Consider the following 19,390-nt stretch of genomic DNA (forward strand, 5'->3'; position numbering starts at 1 on the left):
TCCTTTATGTTTGTAAGGCTAGAATTAACGCAGATTTGCGCCCTATTGTACTGGGACAGACAGTAAAAAACAGGAGCTAGGGCTAATTATTCCCATCTCTGCTTGAGGCTGTCGCTTGAATAAACAACTGCCGACTCACCAGCGGCTTATTTCCGAGCAAGGGTTGCAGCATAGAACGCATCAATCGTTTGGCCTCTAAAAACTGCTCTTGCAACAATTGATTATCGTTAAGTGCAGTTAACATCGCACCTTGATAGGTATGCTTTGCCCTGCTGTTCAACACAAATTGAAAGCCAAGTTCTGGCACGAGCTGATAGTAATGTTCAGGGATCAGCTGTTCGCCCTGAGTATCGCGGATAAGGGATGGCATAGCCCCAAGTTCCCGCAAAAGCGCCAGCTCAAGGTACCGCAGTTTCGACTCGCAAAATTGCGCCGCAAGCCCGACCAAGGCTTGGTGGTAGATGATGAATAACGCCTCGGCATTATGGTGAACCGACAGGGTGCGCATCAGTAATTCATTGATATACATGCCAGCATACAGGCTATAACCCGATAAAGGCACGGCTGGCGCGGCCGCTTCAATTTGGCTGATGTTTTTGAGTTCAGACTTACCACTAAATTCAAAAATCAGCGGCTGAAAGGGCTGGAGAATACTTTTGATGGAGCGTTTACCGCTCCCGACTCGCGCGACGGCATCGACACGACCAATACCATCAACCAAGAGGTTCACCAGCGCGCTAGACTCCCGGTAAGGGCGATGATGCAAAACATAACCCCGTTTCATCGGTCTGCGCGCTCGTTCATGGTCAGGCTCGGCCTATCATCAGTAACGATTAATCGTCACCATAGCCTAAGCTTCGCAGGGCGCGTTCATCATCGGCCCAACCGGATTTGACTTTCACCCACACTTCGAGGAACACTTTGTTATCAAACAAGGTTTCCATATCGAGGCGCGCTTGCGTGGCGATGGTACGAATGCGCTCACCTTTGCTACCAATCACCATCCGCTTTTGGCCTTCGCGCTCGACCAAGATCAGGGCGTTGATTTGATAAACGCCGTTTTCCATCATCTTAAACTGCTCGATTTCAACTGTCGCATCATAGGGCAATTCATCACCTAAAAAGCGCATCAGTTTTTCGCGGACAATTTCAGAGGCCATAAAACGCTGCGAACGGTCGGTCACATAATCTTCTGGGAAGAAGAAAGGATTCTCGGGCAGAGACTCTGCCGCCATCTCTAAAATGCGCTTAACGTTAGTGCCCTTACTGGCAGAAATCGGCAGGATCTCATCGAAGGGGTACTTCTTGGCCACTTCTTCCAAATAAGGGAAAAGGGCTTCTTTGTCTTTGATATTATCGACTTTGTTGATTGCTAAAACGGTTTTACGCTCTTCACCGCCACGGCGAAGTTTGCTTAACACCATCTCATCATCGGCGGTCCATGTCATACCATCGACCACAAAAATCACCATAGACACATCGGCAAGCGAACTCGCCGCCGCACGGTTCATCAGACGGTTAATTGCGCGCTGCTCTTCAATATGCAGACCCGGTGTGTCGATAAACACGATTTGGCGTGGACCATCGGTATGGATACCCATAATGCGATGACGCGTGGTTTGCGGCTTTTTCGAGGTAATACTGATCTTTTGCCCAAGCAAACGGTTCAGCAGGGTCGATTTACCCACGTTAGGGCGCCCAATAATGGCCACCATGCCACAGTAGGTCACATCATAGTGAACAGACGGCGCAGCCGCGCTCGCTGCATTCATCCTTGCCAGTAATTCATCTAAGCTCGGCTCATTGCTCGCGTTAGCGGCATCGACAGCTGGCAAGTCTGTTTTTTTGGTCATTTCTTCAGTAACTCCAATACTTGAGCCGCGGCAATCTGCTCGGCTTTACGGCGCGAACTCGCTACGCCAATCACGCTTTCGCTCAAGTCATCTATACGACATTCAACGGTGAATGTTTGATCGTGGGCATCGCCTTCTATATTGATTACTTGGTAATCGGGTAGCGGCTTCTTTAACCCTTGTAAATATTCTTGCAGTAAGGTTTTAGCGTCTTTTTGATTCACGCCGGGTTGGATCTCGGCCAAACGCTCGGCGTACCAATGCAGTAATAGCTTACGGCACACTTCGAGATCGGAATCTAAGTAAATTGCGCCGATAATCGCCTCGACCGCATCAGCCAAGATGGACTCACGTCTAAAACCACCGCTCTTTAACTCGCCGGGGCCTAAGAATAAATAATCCCCAAGCTTAAAGGCCTTAGCAATCAAGGTGAGCGTATCACCACGCACTAAGGTCGCGCGCATCCGGCTCAAGTCACCTTCAGTCGCCTTAGGAAACTGATGGTATAAGGCGTCAGAAATCACAATCGATAAAATCGAATCGCCTAAAAACTCTAAACGCTCGTTGTGCTTATTTGCCGCACTTCTGTGGGTCAATGCTTGGGTGAGGAGATCAATATTCTTGAACTCATAACCCAAAGTACGACACAAACGTGGCAAATTTTTAATCGGTTCCATTAGTGAATTCCACCTACTCGTTCAAAACGCACGCCACTTGGCACCCAAGTTGGCAGGAAGTCGGCTTTAGAACGGTCAAACTCAAAACTAATCCAGATAGCGACCGCTTTACCCACAAGATTCTCTTCAGGGACAAAGCCCCAGAAACGGCTGTCGGTACTGTTATCGCGGTTGTCACCCATCGCAAAATAATGGCCTTCGGGTACAAGGAACTCACCCGCTGGTAAATTTCCTTCACGCTTGAAGTATCCCAACATATCGGGGCGGCTTGGATTGATTAAAATATCGTGGGCCACTTCACCGAGTTGCTCTTTAAAACGAATTAATGGCACACCATCTTGGCTGAAATCACCACGGCTGATTTCGGTACGCGCCACCAGTTCTGGCTCTGGGCAATGGGTTTGCTCGGCGCCACAGGCTTTTTGGATCATCAACTGCTTGTTGCGGTAAATAATCCTGTCGCCCGGTAAACCCACCACGCGCTTGATGTAATCAATCTGAGGGTTCTCAGGATATTTAAACACAATCACATCGCCACGTTTCGGCTCGCCCGTTTCAATCAGTTTAGTGCGCCATACGGGATCTTTTAGGCCATAGCTAAACTTTTCCACCAGAATAAAGTCACCCACCAACAGGGTTGGCATCATAGAGCCTGAGGGAATTTGGAATGGTTCGTAAATAAACGAGCGCAGGATCAACACAAAGGCAATCACAGGGAAGATGGAGTGCGCGGTTTCAACCACTGTGGGTTCGCGGATGATGTTATATTCAGCTTCCTCGGTTAAATTAGCCTGCGAAGCCTTGGCTAAGGCTAAGCTTTCGCGGCGTTTAGGCGCAAATACCAGCACATCGATTAACCAGATCAACCCAGAAATCAGGGTGACTAGCACTAAAATAATGGAAAAATAGGCTGCCATTGCTTATTGAACTCCTGCCTTGAAATGTAAAGATCCAAACTCAGCGACTATTGTATTTCGACTCGCGAACTTTAGTTAACTTACCGTATTTCTAAAAAAACACCACAAAACATACGATAAGCTAAGTAAAGCGCCGCAAACTGCGGCGCAATAATAGCTAAATTGTGTTATCTCGAGTGTTACTCGTTTAGCTTAAGTACCGCTAAGAACGCCTCTTGCGGCACCTCAACGTTACCCACTTGTTTCATCCGTTTCTTACCCTCTTTTTGTTTATTCAAGAGTTTCTTCTTACGGGAAACGTCACCACCGTAACACTTAGCCGTTACGTCTTTACGTAAAGCTTTTACGGTAGAACGGGCAATAATTTGGCTGCCAACAGCGGCTTGAATCGCAATATCAAACATCTGACGAGGGATCAGCTCTTTCATCTTCTCAACCAACGCCAAACCACGGTGACGAATGTTTGAACGGTGAATAATCATCGCTAATGCATCTACGCGGTCGCCGTTGATCAGAATATCTAAGCGCACCATGTCCGCAGGATCGAAGCGGATGAAGTTGTATTCTAACGATGCATAACCACGGCTGGTCGATTTTAAACGGTCGAAGAAGTCCATTACCACTTCTGCCATCGGCAGATGGTAAGTCACGGCCACTTGATTACCGTGGTAAACCATGTTCACTTGGGTACCGCGTTTTTCGATACACAGGGTAATAACGTTACCTAAGTATTCTTTTGGCACCAGAATGTTAGCTTCAACGATTGGCTCACGCATCTCTTCGATGTTGTTAATCGCCGGCAAGTCTGCTGGGTTATCAACATAGATGGTTTCACCACTAGTCAACAGCACCTCATACACTACGGTAGGCGCCGTCGTGATAAGGTCAAGATCGTATTCACGCTCTAAACGCTCTTGAATGATTTCCATGTGGAGCAGGCCTAAATAGCCAATACGGAAACCAAAACCCAGGGCTGATGAACTTTCAGGTTCGAAGAACAGTGACGCATCGTTGAGGCTGAGTTTGTTCAGCGCATCGCGGAAGTTTTCATATTCATCGGTCGATATTGGGAACACACCGGCGTAAACCTGAGGCTTCACTTTCTTAAAGCCGGGTAATGGCTTCTCGGCGCCATGCTTAGCCAGCGTCAAGGTATCACCCACTGGTGCACCGTGAATTTCTTTAATACCCGCGATAACGAAACCTACTTCACCTGTTTTCAGCTCGGTTTTATCGGTTTGTTTAGGAGTGAAAATACCTACGCGGTCTGCGGTGTGGTTTTGTCCGGTAGACATCACCTTAAACTTGTCGCCTTTCTTCAGCACGCCGTTTTTAATACGTACGAGAGAAACAACGCCTAAGTAGCTGTCAAACCAAGAGTCGATGATCAGCGCTTGTAGCGGCGCCTCTGGGTCGCCTTCTGGCGGCGGAATTTGATCAACGATGACTTCTAATACTTCGTCAATACCCACGCCAGTTTTGGCCGAGCAACGCACAGCGTTCATCGCATCAATACCCACGATGTCTTCAATCTCAGCGGCTACGCGCTCAGGATCGGCTTGGGGTAAGTCGATTTTGTTCAGGATAGGTACCACGTCCAGATTCATATCCAGCGCGGTATAACAGTTAGCGAGCGTCTGAGCTTCAACGCCTTGACCCGCATCCACCACGAGCAGCGCACCCTCACAGGCGGCTAATGAACGAGATACTTCATAGGAAAAGTCAACGTGGCCTGGGGTATCAATAAAGTTAAGTTGGTAAGTTTCGCCATTTTTGGCTTTGTATTCCAACGTGACGCTCTGGGCCTTAATCGTGATACCGCGCTCACGCTCTAGATCCATAGAATCAAGAACTTGCGCATCCATTTCACGGTCGCTTAACCCGCCACAAACCTGAATAAGACGATCTGATAGCGTCGATTTACCATGGTCGATATGGGCAATAATTGAGAAGTTTCTAATGTGTTTCATTATGCTGCTATGACTAATACTGAAAAATGGATACGGTTCAAAGGTGCGAAATTGTACCTGATTGCGGTTTCAATACCAATCAGATTCACTCATCCTTCTCTTTAAGTCGGAAAATGTGGCTCTCAGCGGAAGTTTATTGCCAGATTAAAATCAATAACAACATGAAATTAAACGGGTAATTTTTCTAAACTGATCCCTGAGCCTAAATAAGCCAAAATGACAGGTTGCGAATCGACTTCGAGTTGTTTTGCCTTGTGCTTTCCAAAGAACCAAGCGGCTATAGCGCCTAAGGCAGCAAAAGCTATCGCACTGAGATCCGAATTGATTTCAAACAAACCTGCGAAAAACTGGCCAAATACGGCGCCAGCAAATAATCCGAGCAGCGGCATCAAATAAACTAAGGCCGCCGCTTTCAGGATAACGCTCTCTGGTAAACCGAGTTTTAGCAGTTCACCAACCTCGCAGGTTCGTTCACTTTGAATGGAGAATTGTTGTGTCTTTGCCGAAAAAGCCTGAGCCACCGCCGACGTACCGCAAGAGTCGCTACTGCTGCAGCTCTTACAGGTACTTTTAAGCTCTACCTCGACGGTCAGCCAACCTTGATTATCGCAGGCGACAACCCGCGCCACTTCTTCCATCATGATAAGAGGCCTTATTCTAACATCAGACTTTTCGCGATACGGGCCAAGGTTTCGGTTGGCACTTTACCCACGGCAACCACTTCGGCATTACCCACTTTTTCAGACACCAAAGACAAACCATTACGAGTGATTAACTCTTCAGGTAATGGCGTCGAGCCAGCCCGTGCAACATAGATAGAAATATTAGCTAAGCCATCGGTTAACGCAATATATTCAACCGCCTCATGACTGCCAATTAAGCGGTGGTGATCACGCACTACCACGCTAAATCCAGCTGGTAACCAAGAAAATTGCCAATTTTGTCCATCTTGGCGTTCGGCCTGATCGATAACCGCTGGCCATTCTTGCTTATAGGCTTCCTGCAGAATCGATGGCGGCTCATTTAACTCAATCAGCTCAATCACCATCAGCTGTTCAAGTAATTGTTTATCTTGAGTCAGCATGTCGTATCTCAGCGGCAGATAAGTGTCCATATCCAGCCAAATTTGGAAGCCGTAACGGTACTCATCATTTGGTAATAAACGGATCATTTGACCGGGACGTCCCGCAATACGCGTACGACCACCGAGTACAAACTGATACCCCACTTCTAAGTCACTCATCTTTGACGAGAAAGCCGCAGGCCACACGCCCTGAATATGATTAGAAAGGATGCTATAGGCGGGTTGGTCGTGTTCGATAAAGGTGACTCGGTTTCCCACTCTAACCGCATTTTTTGGCGGGCCATTGAGGTACTCAAGAAACGCAACTTCTTGATTATTCACCTTACCGTGAAGATAAACCAAAGGCCGAATATGGTCGGCCTGAAGTTGTATAATCGATGCTTTAAACTCTTTCTCTTTTAAAGCCTGGCTCATTTTCTCAAGCCAGACTTTGGCAGGCATATCTTCCTGCGCCACTGCAGGGAATACCAAGGCTAACAAAGCCAACAGGATTAGACGCAAGCTAACTCCTTACTACTGATTGACAGGAACGGGAATAACCTCGCTATTGTCTTCTACAACGGCACCCGTATTCAATCGTTGTTGCAACATATGGTCCTGAATATAAGTGTTAATTCGGCGACGTTGCTCATTCATTTGGTCATTAGTGTAGCTCTGATTTTGCTGCACAGGACCTGTCTGTAAGCTCACTGGCGATGCACTACCAACCAAGGGACGGGTAATGAGCACAGGCGATGGCGACGCGGCATCATCAGCTGTTTGGTTAAAGTTCTGAACGCCGACGATGGCGAACATGGCCACAGTAGCGGCAATCGCATACTGACCAAACTGTTTGAATAAGGGCACAACGCGGCTTTGGCCAGCATTGACGGCGACTTGCTGTGGAGCCGCAGTAAATTCAGGTGCGCTCACTTGAGGCGAGACAATGGCAGGCTCAAGTTCGATTGCAGCTGCAATACTGGCGGAAAGGTCTAACGCCATAGCTTGGGGCAATTCACCCCGCATAGCATCACCTATCACATGATAGTTACGCCATTTATTATGTGAATGCGTATCGGCAGCAAGTTCTGCCATAGTCTGCAGATCTGTCTCTCCATCGACAGCGGCAGATACCCATTCTTGACCTAATTTATCCATTGTTCACCTGTCTAAATTTAAGGGTGTTACTCTTCCAGTAATGGCTGGAGTTTTTTATCGATTGCTTCACGGGCGCGGAAGATACGAGATCTTACGGTACCCACAGGGCAATCCATGATGATGGCAATATCCTCGTAACTCATCCCATCGAGTTCACGCAGCGAAATCGCCATACGTAATTCTTCCGGCAAGGTTTCTAATGTCTCGAAAACCACTTTTTTGATTTCGTCCGATAACATTAGTCGCTCTGGGGAGGCAAACTCCTTTAGCGCATCACTGCCTTCGTAGTATTCGGCATCCTCGGCATCCACATCATTTGCAGGCGCTCTGCGCCCCTGTGACACGAGGTAATTCTTAGCCGTGTTTACGGCTATGCGGTACAACCAGGTATAAAACGCACTTTCTCCGCGAAAGTTTGGCAAAGCTCGATAAGCTTTGATAAACGCTTCCTGTGCCACATCGGTAACGTCGGCTTGGTTACGCACATAGCGTGAAATCAAGCTCACTACTTTACTCTGATATTTAAGCACCAACAGGTTAAAAGCGTTTTTATCTCCCCGTTGTACGCGCTCAACTAATTGTTGATCACTTATTTGTCCACTCATCCGAGCCGACTTCTCCCAAATCTAAAATGCTGATTTCTCAGTCGCTCGAATCATATTCACTTATGTAGACTAGCGTGCTTTGAAAAAGTTCTAAGAATTATACAAAAAAAGTAAGGTTAAAAGGAAAGTACCCATAATCGGTGAGTTGGTTTACCATAGATGGCACTCTCAGTCATAGCATGATACCCGATGAAACAAGTAGTTGAACACCAATCTGACATATTAGTCATAGGTAGCGGTGCCGCAGGTCTGACACTAGCTTTGCATCTTGCTGAAAAAGCAAACGTAATTCTGCTCTCAAAAGGCCCACTCTCGGAAGGGTCAACATACTACGCCCAAGGCGGTATCGCCTCCGTATTCGATGAAAGTGACACCATCGAATCCCATGTGGCCGATACGTTAGTGGCCGGTGCCGGCTTGTGCGATAAGGAAGTGGTCACTTTTACCGCTGAAAACGCCAAGAGCGCCATGCAATGGTTAATTGAATGTGGTGTGGCATTCGATAAAGAAGAAACCGCTGGCGATAATGCCAAAGACGCGCCTTATCATTTGACCCGCGAAGGCGGCCACAGCCATAGACGCATTCTGCATGCCGCCGATGCGACTGGCAAAGAAGTGCAAACCACGCTGCAAGAACGCGCCCTCGCCCACCCCAATATTCAAGTTTTAGAACGTTACAACGCCATCGACCTCATCACCACCCGTAAATTAAATCGCCCTGGCAATCGCGTGTTAGGCGCTTATGTGTGGAACCGTAATGCCGAGCAGGTCGAAACCATCAAGGCAAAATTTGTCGCGTTAGCCACGGGTGGTAGCTCTAAGGTCTACCAATACACCTCAAACCCCGATGTGGCGAGTGGTGATGGTATTGCCATGGCGTGGCGTGCAGGTTGCCGTGTGGCCAACATGGAATTTAATCAATTCCATCCGACCTGCCTTTACCATGCCGATGCGCGTAACTTCCTGCTGACCGAAGCCCTGCGCGGTGAAGGGGCTTATTTACGTCGCCCCGATGGCAGCCGCTTTATGCCAGACTTTGACGACCGCGCCGAACTCGCGCCCCGCGATATCGTTGCCCGTGCCATCGACTATGAGATGAAGCGTTTAGGTGCCGATTGCGTTTACTTAGACATCAGCCATAAAGACAGCGACTTTATCATCAAGCACTTCCCAACGATCTATAGTCGCTGCTTGGAACTGGGTATCGATATCACCAAGGATGCCATTCCTGTGGTGCCTGCCGCCCACTATACCTGTGGTGGCGTGATGACAGACTTACACGGTCAAACCGATCTCAATGGCCTCTATGCCATCGGCGAAGTCGCCTATACCGGCTTACATGGTGCGAACCGCTTGGCGAGTAACTCGCTACTCGAATGTTTGGTATTTGCCCGCGCTGCGTCGCAGGATATTGAGAGCCAAATGCACAAAATTCCATTACCGGGGCAAATTCCGGCGTGGGACGAGAGTAAAGTTTCCAACTCAGATGAAGAAGTGGTGATTGCCCACAACTGGCACGAACTGCGCCTCTTTATGTGGGACTATGTGGGGATCGTCCGCTCAGATAAACGCTTGGAGCGCGCGCTGCGTCGCTGCCTGATGTTGCAGCAGGAGATCCAAGAGTATTACAGCAACTTCAGAGTCAGTAATAACCTGCTGGAACTGCGTAACTTAGTGCAAGTGGCGGAGCTGATTATCCGCTGCGCGATGGATCGTAAAGAGAGCCGTGGTCTGCACTATAATATCGACCATCCAGAGAAAGTTGACTCTCCACAACCAACGATTCTGCAACCTGAAAAATAACCGCGTTGCTTAACGGACACTTTTGACGGGCTAAATCTACTCAGATTTAGCCCGTTTTATTTAGGCTGAAGGAAACATGTTAGATATGAATTAAAGGGATTCACGTTGGCTCGTCGCCTGAGTTTTAACTTTAAGTAATAGACGGCATAAATGGCGGTAATCCGTATCGCTAAACATATCAGCCCACAGGGGCAACAGATGCAACTTATCGGCGGACTGATAATAAACTAAGCAGACAAAGGGCGTTACCCAAGTTCTCGGGAGCACATGAAACGCCTCCCCCGTCGAGAGCCAACCTTCCCCTTTTCCATTGAGTTCAAAACGGCAATGCCAAGACCTCAGTCGCCATAACTGATATCCCAAGAATCCGAGGATTAAAACGGCGAACACCAACTTAAGCACAAGCCAAAATACAACATCCGTTTCAGGCCAGATAAGTAAAGAGGTACTGCAGACACAAACAAAAACGACCAACGAGAGTCGCTGGTCGCTAGAGGCTTTTATGCTAAAACTATGGCGCCGCTCTGCCACGGACTTGCACTACCATGCGGGCAAGCTCTGCATCGGGACAGGCTTCATGACCCATAAACCAGGCAAATAATTCAGGGTCTTCACACTCGAGTAAACGAATAAACAGGGCCTTGTCGTCATCCGACAAATCCTGATAAACATTTTCGACGAAAGGCTGGAACAAGACGTCCAATTCGAGCATTCCGCGGCGACATGCCCAGCGGACCCGTGCAATGTTCATTAACTCCAAGTTAATTCTCCCAAAACAAATTTCGCCTTAGTTTACCAGTTCACGCCGTTGAGTGTCGATGCAAGCCGTATTGAAACTCGGTTTAACACCGCTGAACTTGTCTGTCTAATCCGGCAAATAAATCACTGAAATCCGTCTCTAATAAACGTTTCACCGCTGGATGTTGGATCATCCGTTCGGCAAACATCACATGGTATTCTTCCTTAACATCTAAGGTTTCGCCGAGCAAATGCATGCCGTGGGAAATCACTTCTTGCGGATAGACCGACGGCGTGACGAAGATCCCGCGCTTAAGGTAGCCAAAGGCCTTCATCATCGCCGCATCATCAAACTCACCTAAGATACTGACCTTAAGATTTTGCTCATCAAACCAACGGTATAATTGTTGCCCAAGCGATGTTCTACGACCGGGGATCAGCAGTTGCCCTTGCTCTAAACAAGCGGGAAAATCGGCACTGTAGGTTTCGGCGGAGAAAAAACTTACGCCACACTCACCCAGTTTTTTCGATAAAATCTCAGGGTATTTCAATGACTCACCCGCACAGTCCGAGAGGATCATATCCAGTTTATGCTCGCGTAAACGAGTCATTAGACTTTCGTGGGTCGCTTCATAGCAAGCAAGGTGCATGGAGCCGTCATTCGGCACCACAGAAAGTAATACGCGACTCGCGAGGGCTTTAGACAAGGCATCGGCAATCCCCACTTCAAATAAAATGGCATCATCTTTTTGATAGTTGAGTAAATCGAGCATCTCATAACTGAGGGAAAACATCTTATCGGCGTAGCGAAATACCAACTCACCGAGTTCCGTTGCCTCTAAATTGCGTCCGACACGTTTGAATAGACTGCCATTAAGACGATCTTCGAGGGCGCGAATTTGCCCTGTGATAGTTTGGGGCGTCAGACAAAGGGCTTCTGCCGCCTTGGCCACTGAACCCTTCTTCTTGATCATCCAGAAATAATACAGATGGTTATAATTAAGATGCAGCATCGCCAATGAGCTTCCTCTAATGGATACCGCAGCCTCAAGGGCTGCGGCATGTCGGATCGCAGTGACTCAGCTTAACAAATGATGAGTCGATTGCGCTATTTTAAACGCTGACAATCCAATAAGTTAACTACTATTCCCTGCAGCTGATCTAAATCGGCAGCAGTCCCCGTGCTAACCGCTTCCGTTACACCAGAGACCAAACTGTCTCTATCCGGAATACGGTTGGCGCAATAAGTACGATTCGCCTCTTGGAAACGTTTACCGCCACGGTACTTGAGCGCCCTAGACTCATAGCCATTGGTTTCAAGCCGTGCGCCTAATGCCTCAGATTTAAACATTAACGCGCCATCGACTATGCCCTCAAGGTAGCTTTGACAGGTTTGTGATGCGACATCCTTGTTACAGGCATCAATCTGCGAAGCCATTGCGCTTGAAGAAAGTGTTAACAGTGCTGCCATTCCTACTAATTTCATATTTATCATAGTTATACTCCTTTTTTAGGTAACACTTTTGATAACCAGAAATACCCGATCAAGGCCGCTAGAATTGAGCCTATCAAGGTGCCAAGGCGCGCTAAGTCGCCGTACATAGGGTCTGCTTGCTCAAATGCCAGCGAAGCAATAAACATCGACATCGTAAAACCAATACCACACATTGCCGCCACAGGTGCAATCTGCTTCCAACCAATCCCATCGGGTAATTGCGCCAACTTCAGTTTGACGGCCACATAACTAAACAGCATCACACCAATCGGTTTACCTAGCATGAGTCCCAATGCAATCCCGACGGGTACTGGGGAAATTAGGGTATCTAGACTCATATTACCCAAGGCCACCCCCGCATTGGCAAAGGCAAAGACTGGCAGGATAAGGAAGGTGCTCCAAGGATGCAGACTATGCTCTAAATGTTCAGAGGGTGAACTGCCATCCTTTGCCCGCAGTGGAATACAGAAGGCAATAATCACCCCAGCCAAGGTGGCGTGGACGCCTGACTTCAATACCGCGACCCACAGGACGAGTCCCAACACGCCATAGGGTGCTAATGCGGTCACGCCTTTACGGTTTAAGGCCACTAACCCGACAATCGCAATGCTGGCAATAATTAAGCTAATGGTTGACAGATCGCTGCTGTAGAAGAGCGCAATAATCACAATCACGCCTAAATCATCGATGATAGCGAGCGCCAGTAGGAAGACCTTCAATGCCACAGGCACGCGGCTACCCAGCAACGCCATGATGCCGAGTGCAAACGCAATATCGGTAGCCGCAGGAATGGCCCAACCCGCTTGGGTCACAGGATCGCCATAGTTGAATAGCAGATAAATGCCTGCTGGCACTAACATACCACCAATCGCTGCAAAGGTTGGCAGTGAAGCCTGAGCCACACTGGATAAGGCGCCTTCTAACAGTTCACGCTTCACCTCTAAGCCAATCAGTAAGAAAAACAATGCCATCAGGCCATCGTTAATCCACAGCAACAGCGGCTTATGCAGATCGAGCGCGCCGACACGCACTTGTACTTCAGTTCCGAGAAAACCTTGATAGAGTCCCGCTAGAGGAGAATTGGCCATGAGCATGGCTAAGACAACAGCAACCAATAACAGGATGCCGCCAGCCGATTCCTGGCTCAGAAAATTTCTAATTGCTTTTTCCATCTTGCACTCCAAAAAATCATAATGAACTGAGTGTAGACGAAGAAAAAAAACAAGTATAATCGATAGTTTCGACAAAACACCTCGGTAATTCCGAGGTGTTAGTCGATTAATTCGCCATTAAACGGCGACAGGGGCTTTGATATGCGGGTGTGGATCGTAGTGAGTTAGCTCGAAATCTTCGAACTGATAATCAAAGATTGAAGCGGGTTTACGCAGGATAGTCATGGTGGGTAAGGGTCTTGGCTCACGGCTTAACTGCAACGCCGTTTGTTCCATATGGTTGGAGTACAAATGGGTATCGCCGCCCGTCCACACAAAGTCACCCAAAGCTAAATCACATTGCTGTGCCACCATCATGGTCAGCAGCGCATAACTAGCGATATTGAAAGGTAAGCCTAAGAACACATCACAGCTACGCTGGTACAGCTGACAGGATAATTTGCCATCGGCAACATAGAATTGGAAAAAGGCATGGCAAGGTGCCAGCGCCATTTTATCCAGTTCACCCACGTTCCACGCCGACACAATTAAACGACGTGAATCGGGTTGAGATTTGATTTGTGCAATCACCTGAGCGATTTGGTCGATAGCATCGCCACTTTGAGTCGGCCAGCTGCGCCACTGCGCGCCATAAACAGGGCCTAAATCGCCGTTTTCATCGGCCCATTCGTCCCAAATACTGACTTTATTCTCACGCAGATAAGCAATATTAGTATCGCCCTTCAGGAACCACAATAGCTCATGAATAATCGAGCGCATATGGCACTTCTTGGTGGTCACTAAGGGAAAGCCCTTACTCAAATCGAAACGCATTTGATAACCAAACACCGAGCGAGTGCCGGTACCTGTGCGGTCTGATTTATCCACACCTTCGGCTAAGATGTGCTTCATCAAGTCTAAATACTGTTGCATTACTGCTTACCCTCTGGACGAAGAATTAAATATAAACCGAAGAGGATCATCGGCACAGATAGGATCTGCCCCATCGTCATAAAGCCCCAGTAGAGACCTAACTGCGCATCGGGTTGTCTTACGGTTTCAACAATCACACGGAAAATCCCGTATCCGAGTAAGAACATGCCCGACACGGCGCCGACTTTCTTCGTTCGTTTACTGAACCAATAGAGGAGCAGGAATAAGGCCACCCCTTCAAGGGCGAATTGATAGAGCTGTGATGGATGACGAGGTTCTGGTCCACCACTTGGGAACACCATAGCCCAAGGGACATCGGTGACACGGCCCCACAACTCACCATTGATAAAGTTACCGATCCGGCCCGCACCTAAGCCAATAGGTACCACGGGTGCTACCATGTCTGCGACCGCAAAGAAGGTACGCTTTTGCTTCCAAGCGATATAAATCATGGCGGTAATTACCCCCATCAAGCCGCCGTGGAAAGACATACCGCCTTCTGAAATCTTAAACAAATACATAGGGCTAGCGAGGAAGTAATCGAAATGATAGAAGAGCACATAGCCGATACGGCCACCTAAAATCACCCCTAAAAAGCCATAAAACAGCAGATCGGAAACCTGCTCCCTCGACCATAAACCATTGGAGCGGTCGGCCTGGCGATTGAGTAACCACATGGCGGCGACAAAGCCAACTAAGTAAGTAAATCCATACCAACGCAGGGCGGGTTCAAAGGTTTGTCCAAAAATATCAAAGGGACCAAACTTCACGATCACGGGATCAATATTGGGAAAATTCAATGCCATAACTTATCCATCAACAGCCTCAAATCGAGGGCTAAACACTAAAAATCAGCTCAGAATTAATTTGAGACCGACACACAGGAGTAAAAGTGCAAATATTTTTTTAAGGACTGAGGTAGGCCAAGTGCTTGCCGCCTTAACGCCTACAGGAGCCATTAAAATTGAGGTTATTATTAAGCCAAACAGCGCAGGTAAATAGATATACCCTAAGGTTCCCTCTGGGAGATCCGGCGCGTTAAAGCCCGCGATTATATACCCTAAGCTGCCCGACAAGGAGATTAATAATCCGGTCGCGGCGGAAAATCCTACAGCTAGGCGCATCTGTAAACCAAAATAGGTTAAAAACGGCACTAACAAGACGCCGCCGCCGATCCCCATCAATCCTGCAATCGCGGCAACAATCACGGCCACTACAAACAGAATCATCGAGTTTGGCAGTTCTCGATTCGATTCGGTTTTAAAGGGATAAGCCATTTGAATCGCCATTAACATCACAAACACCGCAAACCCTTGTCTAAGCGTCGCAGCAGGGATTTGCTCGGCAATAAAGCCGGACATTAAGGCGCCGAGAATAATCCCCGGGAACATGGTTCGAAACAATCCCCAGGGTACATTACCGCGTTTATGGTGGGCTCTGGCAGAAGAAATCGAGGTTAAAATAATCGCCGCAAGGGATGTGGCAATCGCAATATGGGGTAACTGAGCCGAAGTGATGCCAACCGAAGGCAAGATATAAAGCAGTGCGGGCACGACAATTAAGCCACCACCGATGCCCAATAACCCCGCCATAAAACCGACAAACGCGCCTAAAGCCAAGCAAATAAAGAACACCGACAGCAAACTATCCACACGGGTACCTACAGCGTGATTAAGTGAAGCCTTAGCTTAAAGCAAAAGGCGCGATTAGTTAATTAAGAATTGTGGCTAATCCCTGCTGTGTTAAATATTCTTTAACCAACTCACGCACTTGAAAACCGTTTGATAGGCTTAAGGCCTGCGACAAGAGTTGCGTCAAATCGGCGCGGGAGACTCGGCGCAGCAGGTAATTAATCCGCGCTAAACTGCCTTGGTTCATACTCAAATGCTGGTATCCCATCGCCACCAACAGAATCGCCCCCATGGGTTCCCCCGCCAGCTCGCCACAGATACTGATATCGAGTTGATGATAATCACAATCAAGCCTTGCCTGATGCAGCGCCCGGAGAATACCTGGATGATAACTATCAAACAGTGAGCTCACCCTTGGGTTGTTACGGTCCACAGCGAGTAAATATTGGGTCAAATCGTTACTGCCGACCGACACAAAATCGACGCGTTTTGCCACTTCATCTAACTGATATAACAGTGCAGGGACTTCGAGCATAACGCCAATGCGCGGCATTTCAATCTGGCTGTTCACATCGTTCTTGAGTTCAACATAGGCCTGCTCTAGATAGGCCAAGGATTGATCTATTTCATCTAAGTTACTGACCATAGGCAGTAAAATACTGAGCTGCTTGCCCTCTCCGCCCGCTTGCAACATCGCCCTTAACTGCACGAGGAATAGCTCAGGGTGATCCAATGATAAGCGGATACCGCGCCAGCCTAAGAAGGGGTTATCTTCTTTAATCGGGAAATAAGGCAGCGGCTTATCGCCCCCCACATCTAAGGTACGCATCACCACAGGACGACCCGATGCCGCCGATAACACCTGTTGATAGACTTTTACCTGCTCGGACTCACTCGGAAAACGCTGTTGCAACATAAAGGGAATTTCGGTGCGATATAGCCCAATACCATCGGCGCCTTCGGCGATTTCAGAGGCGACACCACTGAGTAACCCAGCGTTAAGGTACAAACGGATCCGTGTTCCATCGAGCATGACCGACGGCAGGGCTAACTCCTGCGCGTATTGGCGTTGCAACGCCTTTTGCGCCGAAATCAAACTGCGGTATTCGCTAACAATCGCTGGCGATGGCGACACCATTAATTGCCCGCGGCTGGCATTGACCACTAACAGCTTCTGATCAATATCGGCCGACAACAACTGCTCGACGCCAGTAATCGCAGGCACGCCCAGTGCGCGCGCTAAAATGGCCGCATGGGAGTTAACGCCCCCCAATTCAGTGACAATCCCGGCCAATTTTTGCCGAGGGAATTCGGCTAACATAGTGGCATCGGCTTCCCGGGTCACTAGAATCACCGGCTTATCGGGTTCAAGCTCTAAACGCTCGGGTTCGATTAACTGCCTTAATACCTTTTGCCCCAGATCACGAATATCGCTCGCCCGTTCTTTGAGGTAAGGATCTTCCATCGCCAAAAACTGTTGAATATAACGCAGCGAAACCCGGCTAACCGCCGATTCGGCTTCCCAGCCCAGCTGCACTTCACGGGCATATTCACCACCTAGACTGGCATCATCGAGCAGCAGCTGCAAGGCGTTGAATATTGAGGCGACTTCTTCATCCTGCTCACGGTCGAAACGTTGAGATAAGGCACCAATAGCCTCTTTACAACGCCCCATTGCCGCCACTAATCGGCTGGATTCGAGGGCAATATCCTCACAGCGCACATCGGGCTGTTCGAGGGATATTTCACCACCGAGCACCAAGGCGTGGGCAATGGCGATACCGCTGGATGCAGAGGTTCCTTGAAATAAAATCTGTTGATGCAGCGAACTGACCTGCGCCTTTTGCTTTAATCCCCGGATCGCCATCGCGAGCTGCGCAGCCAAGGTCATTAAGAAGGCTTCTTCCCCTTCGCTAAATTGCCGCGCGCTGGCCTGCTGCACCACAATTACGCCGACGACGGCTTTTTGATAAATAATGGGGACGGCTAAAAAGGCACGGTATTCTTCTTCAGCGACTTCGGGGAAGAGTTTAAAGCGTGGATGCAAACGCGCATCTGCAAGGTTTACCGCTTCTTCGCGTTCTGCGGCCAAGCCAACCAAGCCTTGGGTTAACGGCATGCGCACGCGCCCAACGGCACTCTTTTCGAGACCATCGGTGGCTGATAATACGAGTTCTTGCTGATCTAGGATGTAGACCGAGCAACATTGGGTTTCCATCGCCGCTTTGGTCGATGAAACTAGGACTTCTAATGCGGTTTCTAAGCTGTGGGCGGACGCCACAGCTTGCGTAATATCCCTGAGCGTATTTAACACTGTTTTCAATCCTCTTTTGAAAATCAGCCCGTTGTTCTTTGTCTTACCCGCTTCCTCGGAATTTCCTGGGTTTGGAATGACAATGCCGTTACCGCAAACTCTTTCATAACCTTACGATAAACATCACGCTTAAATGAGACAACCTGCCGCACAGGATACCAATAACTTACCCAACGCCAATCGTCAAACTCAGGGTGGCCTGAGGAACTTAAATTAATCGCACTATCTTGGCTTTTGAGTTGTAACAGAAACCACTTTTGTTTTTGGCCAATGCACACAGGCTTGCTGTCCTGTCTCACTAAACGCTTGGGCAAGCGGTATCTTAACCAAGAACGGGTCGAGGTTAATATAGTGACATGCTCGGGTCTTAAGCCTACTTCCTCATACAATTCACGGTACATCGCCTCTTCGGCCGATTCACCATCATCGACACCGCCCTGAGGAAATTGCCATGAATGTTGTCCGAATCGTCTGGCCCACATCACTTGGCCGTATCTATTACAAATTATTATGCCCACATTTGCGCGAAAGCCGTCGCTATCAATCACATGGACTCCAAATAAGGATAACTTTTAATAAACCGATTGTTTCACAAAGCCAGTCTCTCAGCAAACCTCTATTTACAGCTATTTTTTGGATAAATACCTTCAACTTACTACTTTATCAACAATCCAAGGGGTTCAACCTTGGGGATATCCACATTTTCTGTGGATATCTCTGTTTGAAACTCGGGTAAACTAGGTATATCGTTCAAAAAACAGCAAATATCATTCACGGCAGCCTGCTTGTTCAAATAAAATAAAAACATGAAAATTATAAAGTTACACATCAGCAGTATAAAAACATGTGACTCAAAAACTAAAAAGCTCACTTTTTAACCTAATGCAAATTAAGTGATTTAATCAAAGTAATACCTAAATGTTATACACAGAGCTCACCCAAAATTACCCACACTCCCGTGGAAAAATGCCCCTTTTTGCCATTGACTCACGATTTTTAATCGGTTAAAGCCCACTGCATTGTGAGTTATCCATAATATCTGTGGATAAATATGTGAGAAACGCAAGGGAAAACCGAGAGTA

The 19,390-nt window shown here is 48.1% G+C and carries 20 protein-coding genes; 1 reads left to right on the forward strand and 19 read right to left on the reverse strand.

Annotated features, from left to right (window positions below; all coding sequences use genetic code 11):
* Positions 1-82: 82 nt before the first annotated feature.
* The 9 genes from recO to rpoE form a co-directional block, all read right to left on the reverse strand.
* The gene (gene recO, locus K0H59_RS15275) at positions 83-784 is read right to left on the reverse strand and encodes a DNA repair protein RecO (protein ID WP_220053613.1); all 702 of its coding nucleotides are present in this window, start codon (positions 782-784) and stop codon (positions 83-85) included.
* A 49-nt stretch (positions 785-833) separates the two neighbouring features.
* A complete protein-coding gene (gene era / locus K0H59_RS15280) occupies positions 834-1,853 on the reverse strand; it encodes a GTPase Era (protein ID WP_011623597.1) in 1,020 nt (339 codons plus the stop codon).
* Positions 1,850-2,530, reverse strand: a complete 681-nt coding sequence (gene rnc, locus K0H59_RS15285; RefSeq protein ID WP_011717872.1) for a ribonuclease III — start codon at positions 2,528-2,530, stop codon at positions 1,850-1,852. Before rnc ends, era begins: the two co-directional genes overlap by 4 nt.
* Positions 2,530-3,447, reverse strand: coding sequence for a signal peptidase I (lepB, locus tag K0H59_RS15290; RefSeq protein ID WP_011717873.1), 918 nt, complete (start codon positions 3,445-3,447; stop codon positions 2,530-2,532). The genes rnc and lepB overlap by 1 nt, the downstream gene beginning before the upstream one ends.
* Before the next feature lie 179 nt (positions 3,448-3,626).
* Entirely contained in the window at positions 3,627-5,417 is a 1,791-nt protein-coding gene (gene lepA, locus K0H59_RS15295; protein WP_011717874.1) for a translation elongation factor 4, read from the reverse strand.
* Between the two features lie 167 nt (positions 5,418-5,584).
* Positions 5,585-6,058, reverse strand: coding sequence for a SoxR reducing system RseC family protein (locus tag K0H59_RS15300; RefSeq protein WP_220053614.1), 474 nt, complete (start codon positions 6,056-6,058; stop codon positions 5,585-5,587).
* An 11-nt stretch (positions 6,059-6,069) separates the two neighbouring features.
* Positions 6,070-7,002 (reverse strand): MucB/RseB C-terminal domain-containing protein, encoded by a 933-nt coding sequence (locus K0H59_RS15305; RefSeq protein WP_220053615.1) that lies wholly within the window; start codon positions 7,000-7,002, stop codon positions 6,070-6,072.
* Positions 7,003-7,014: 12 nt separating this feature from the next.
* Positions 7,015-7,638, reverse strand: a complete 624-nt coding sequence (locus K0H59_RS15310) for a sigma-E factor negative regulatory protein (protein WP_220053616.1) — start codon at positions 7,636-7,638, stop codon at positions 7,015-7,017.
* A gap of 26 nt (positions 7,639-7,664) precedes the next feature.
* Positions 7,665-8,243 carry an RNA polymerase sigma factor RpoE gene (rpoE, locus tag K0H59_RS15315; RefSeq protein WP_011623604.1) on the reverse strand — a complete coding sequence of 193 codons (579 nt, stop codon included), beginning with the start codon at positions 8,241-8,243 and terminating at the stop codon, positions 7,665-7,667.
* Between the two features lie 189 nt (positions 8,244-8,432).
* Between rpoE and nadB the strand changes: the two genes are divergently transcribed.
* Complete coding sequence (gene nadB / locus K0H59_RS15320) at positions 8,433-10,046, forward strand: L-aspartate oxidase (protein ID WP_220053617.1); 1,614 nt, start codon at positions 8,433-8,435, stop codon at positions 10,044-10,046.
* A 90-nt stretch (positions 10,047-10,136) separates the two neighbouring features.
* Here the strand turns inward: nadB and K0H59_RS15325 are convergent, their stop codons facing one another.
* The 10 genes from K0H59_RS15325 to rppH form a co-directional block, all read right to left on the reverse strand.
* Positions 10,137-10,577, reverse strand: coding sequence for a protein YgfX (locus tag K0H59_RS15325; RefSeq protein WP_220053618.1), 441 nt, complete (start codon positions 10,575-10,577; stop codon positions 10,137-10,139).
* The gene (locus tag K0H59_RS15330; protein WP_084294861.1) at positions 10,558-10,806 is read right to left on the reverse strand and encodes a succinate dehydrogenase assembly factor 2; all 249 of its coding nucleotides are present in this window, start codon (positions 10,804-10,806) and stop codon (positions 10,558-10,560) included. Before K0H59_RS15330 ends, K0H59_RS15325 begins: the two co-directional genes overlap by 20 nt.
* A gap of 82 nt (positions 10,807-10,888) precedes the next feature.
* Positions 10,889-11,797, reverse strand: coding sequence for a transcriptional activator NhaR (gene nhaR, locus K0H59_RS15335; protein WP_220053619.1), 909 nt, complete (start codon positions 11,795-11,797; stop codon positions 10,889-10,891).
* 95 nt (positions 11,798-11,892) lie between these two features.
* Complete coding sequence (locus tag K0H59_RS15340) at positions 11,893-12,279, reverse strand: hypothetical protein (RefSeq protein ID WP_220053620.1); 387 nt, start codon at positions 12,277-12,279, stop codon at positions 11,893-11,895.
* A 2-nt stretch (positions 12,280-12,281) separates the two neighbouring features.
* Positions 12,282-13,451, reverse strand: a complete 1,170-nt coding sequence (gene nhaA / locus K0H59_RS15345; RefSeq protein ID WP_088210495.1) for a Na+/H+ antiporter NhaA — start codon at positions 13,449-13,451, stop codon at positions 12,282-12,284.
* 117 nt (positions 13,452-13,568) lie between these two features.
* Positions 13,569-14,363, reverse strand: a complete 795-nt coding sequence (gene thyA, locus K0H59_RS15350; protein ID WP_086903299.1) for a thymidylate synthase — start codon at positions 14,361-14,363, stop codon at positions 13,569-13,571.
* Positions 14,363-15,169, reverse strand: a complete 807-nt coding sequence (gene lgt / locus K0H59_RS15355; RefSeq protein ID WP_011717885.1) for a prolipoprotein diacylglyceryl transferase — start codon at positions 15,167-15,169, stop codon at positions 14,363-14,365. The genes thyA and lgt overlap by 1 nt, the downstream gene beginning before the upstream one ends.
* A 45-nt stretch (positions 15,170-15,214) precedes the next feature.
* The gene (locus tag K0H59_RS15360) at positions 15,215-16,015 is read right to left on the reverse strand and encodes a sulfite exporter TauE/SafE family protein (protein WP_086903298.1); all 801 of its coding nucleotides are present in this window, start codon (positions 16,013-16,015) and stop codon (positions 15,215-15,217) included.
* Positions 16,016-16,073: 58 nt separating this feature from the next.
* Complete coding sequence (ptsP, locus tag K0H59_RS15365) at positions 16,074-18,308, reverse strand: phosphoenolpyruvate--protein phosphotransferase (RefSeq protein ID WP_220053621.1); 2,235 nt, start codon at positions 18,306-18,308, stop codon at positions 16,074-16,076.
* 23 nt (positions 18,309-18,331) lie between these two features.
* Positions 18,332-18,856 carry an RNA pyrophosphohydrolase gene (gene rppH / locus K0H59_RS15370; RefSeq protein ID WP_011717888.1) on the reverse strand — a complete coding sequence of 175 codons (525 nt, stop codon included), beginning with the start codon at positions 18,854-18,856 and terminating at the stop codon, positions 18,332-18,334.
* Positions 18,857-19,390: the final 534 nt, after the last annotated feature.

It is taken from the genome of Shewanella sp. FJAT-51649, from assembly GCF_019457435.1.
Lineage (GTDB): Bacteria > Pseudomonadota > Gammaproteobacteria > Enterobacterales > Shewanellaceae > Shewanella > Shewanella mangrovisoli.

Bases quoted from the DNA above. Each gene is read 5' to 3' on its own strand.
- recO (WP_220053613.1), bottom strand. From the start codon at position 784: ATGAAACGGGGTTATGTTTTGCATCATCGCCCTTACCGGGAGTCTAGC.
- era (WP_011623597.1), bottom strand. From the start codon at position 1,853: ATGACCAAAAAAACAGACTTGCCAGCTGTCGATGCCGCTAACGCGAGC.
- rnc (WP_011717872.1), bottom strand. From the start codon at position 2,530: ATGGAACCGATTAAAAATTTGCCACGTTTGTGTCGTACTTTGGGTTAT.
- lepB (WP_011717873.1), bottom strand. From the start codon at position 3,447: ATGGCAGCCTATTTTTCCATTATTTTAGTGCTAGTCACCCTGATTTCT.
- lepA (WP_011717874.1), bottom strand. From the start codon at position 5,417: ATGAAACACATTAGAAACTTCTCAATTATTGCCCATATCGACCATGGT.
- K0H59_RS15300 (WP_220053614.1), bottom strand. From the start codon at position 6,058: ATGATGGAAGAAGTGGCGCGGGTTGTCGCCTGCGATAATCAAGGTTGG.
- K0H59_RS15310 (WP_220053616.1), bottom strand. From the start codon at position 7,638: ATGGATAAATTAGGTCAAGAATGGGTATCTGCCGCTGTCGATGGAGAG.
- rpoE (WP_011623604.1), bottom strand. From the start codon at position 8,243: ATGAGTGGACAAATAAGTGATCAACAATTAGTTGAGCGCGTACAACGG.
- nadB (WP_220053617.1), top strand. From the start codon at position 8,433: ATGAAACAAGTAGTTGAACACCAATCTGACATATTAGTCATAGGTAGC.
- nhaR (WP_220053619.1), bottom strand. From the start codon at position 11,797: ATGCTGCATCTTAATTATAACCATCTGTATTATTTCTGGATGATCAAG.
- K0H59_RS15340 (WP_220053620.1), bottom strand. From the start codon at position 12,279: ATGATAAATATGAAATTAGTAGGAATGGCAGCACTGTTAACACTTTCT.
- nhaA (WP_088210495.1), bottom strand. From the start codon at position 13,451: ATGGAAAAAGCAATTAGAAATTTTCTGAGCCAGGAATCGGCTGGCGGC.
- thyA (WP_086903299.1), bottom strand. From the start codon at position 14,363: ATGCAACAGTATTTAGACTTGATGAAGCACATCTTAGCCGAAGGTGTG.
- lgt (WP_011717885.1), bottom strand. From the start codon at position 15,169: ATGGCATTGAATTTTCCCAATATTGATCCCGTGATCGTGAAGTTTGGT.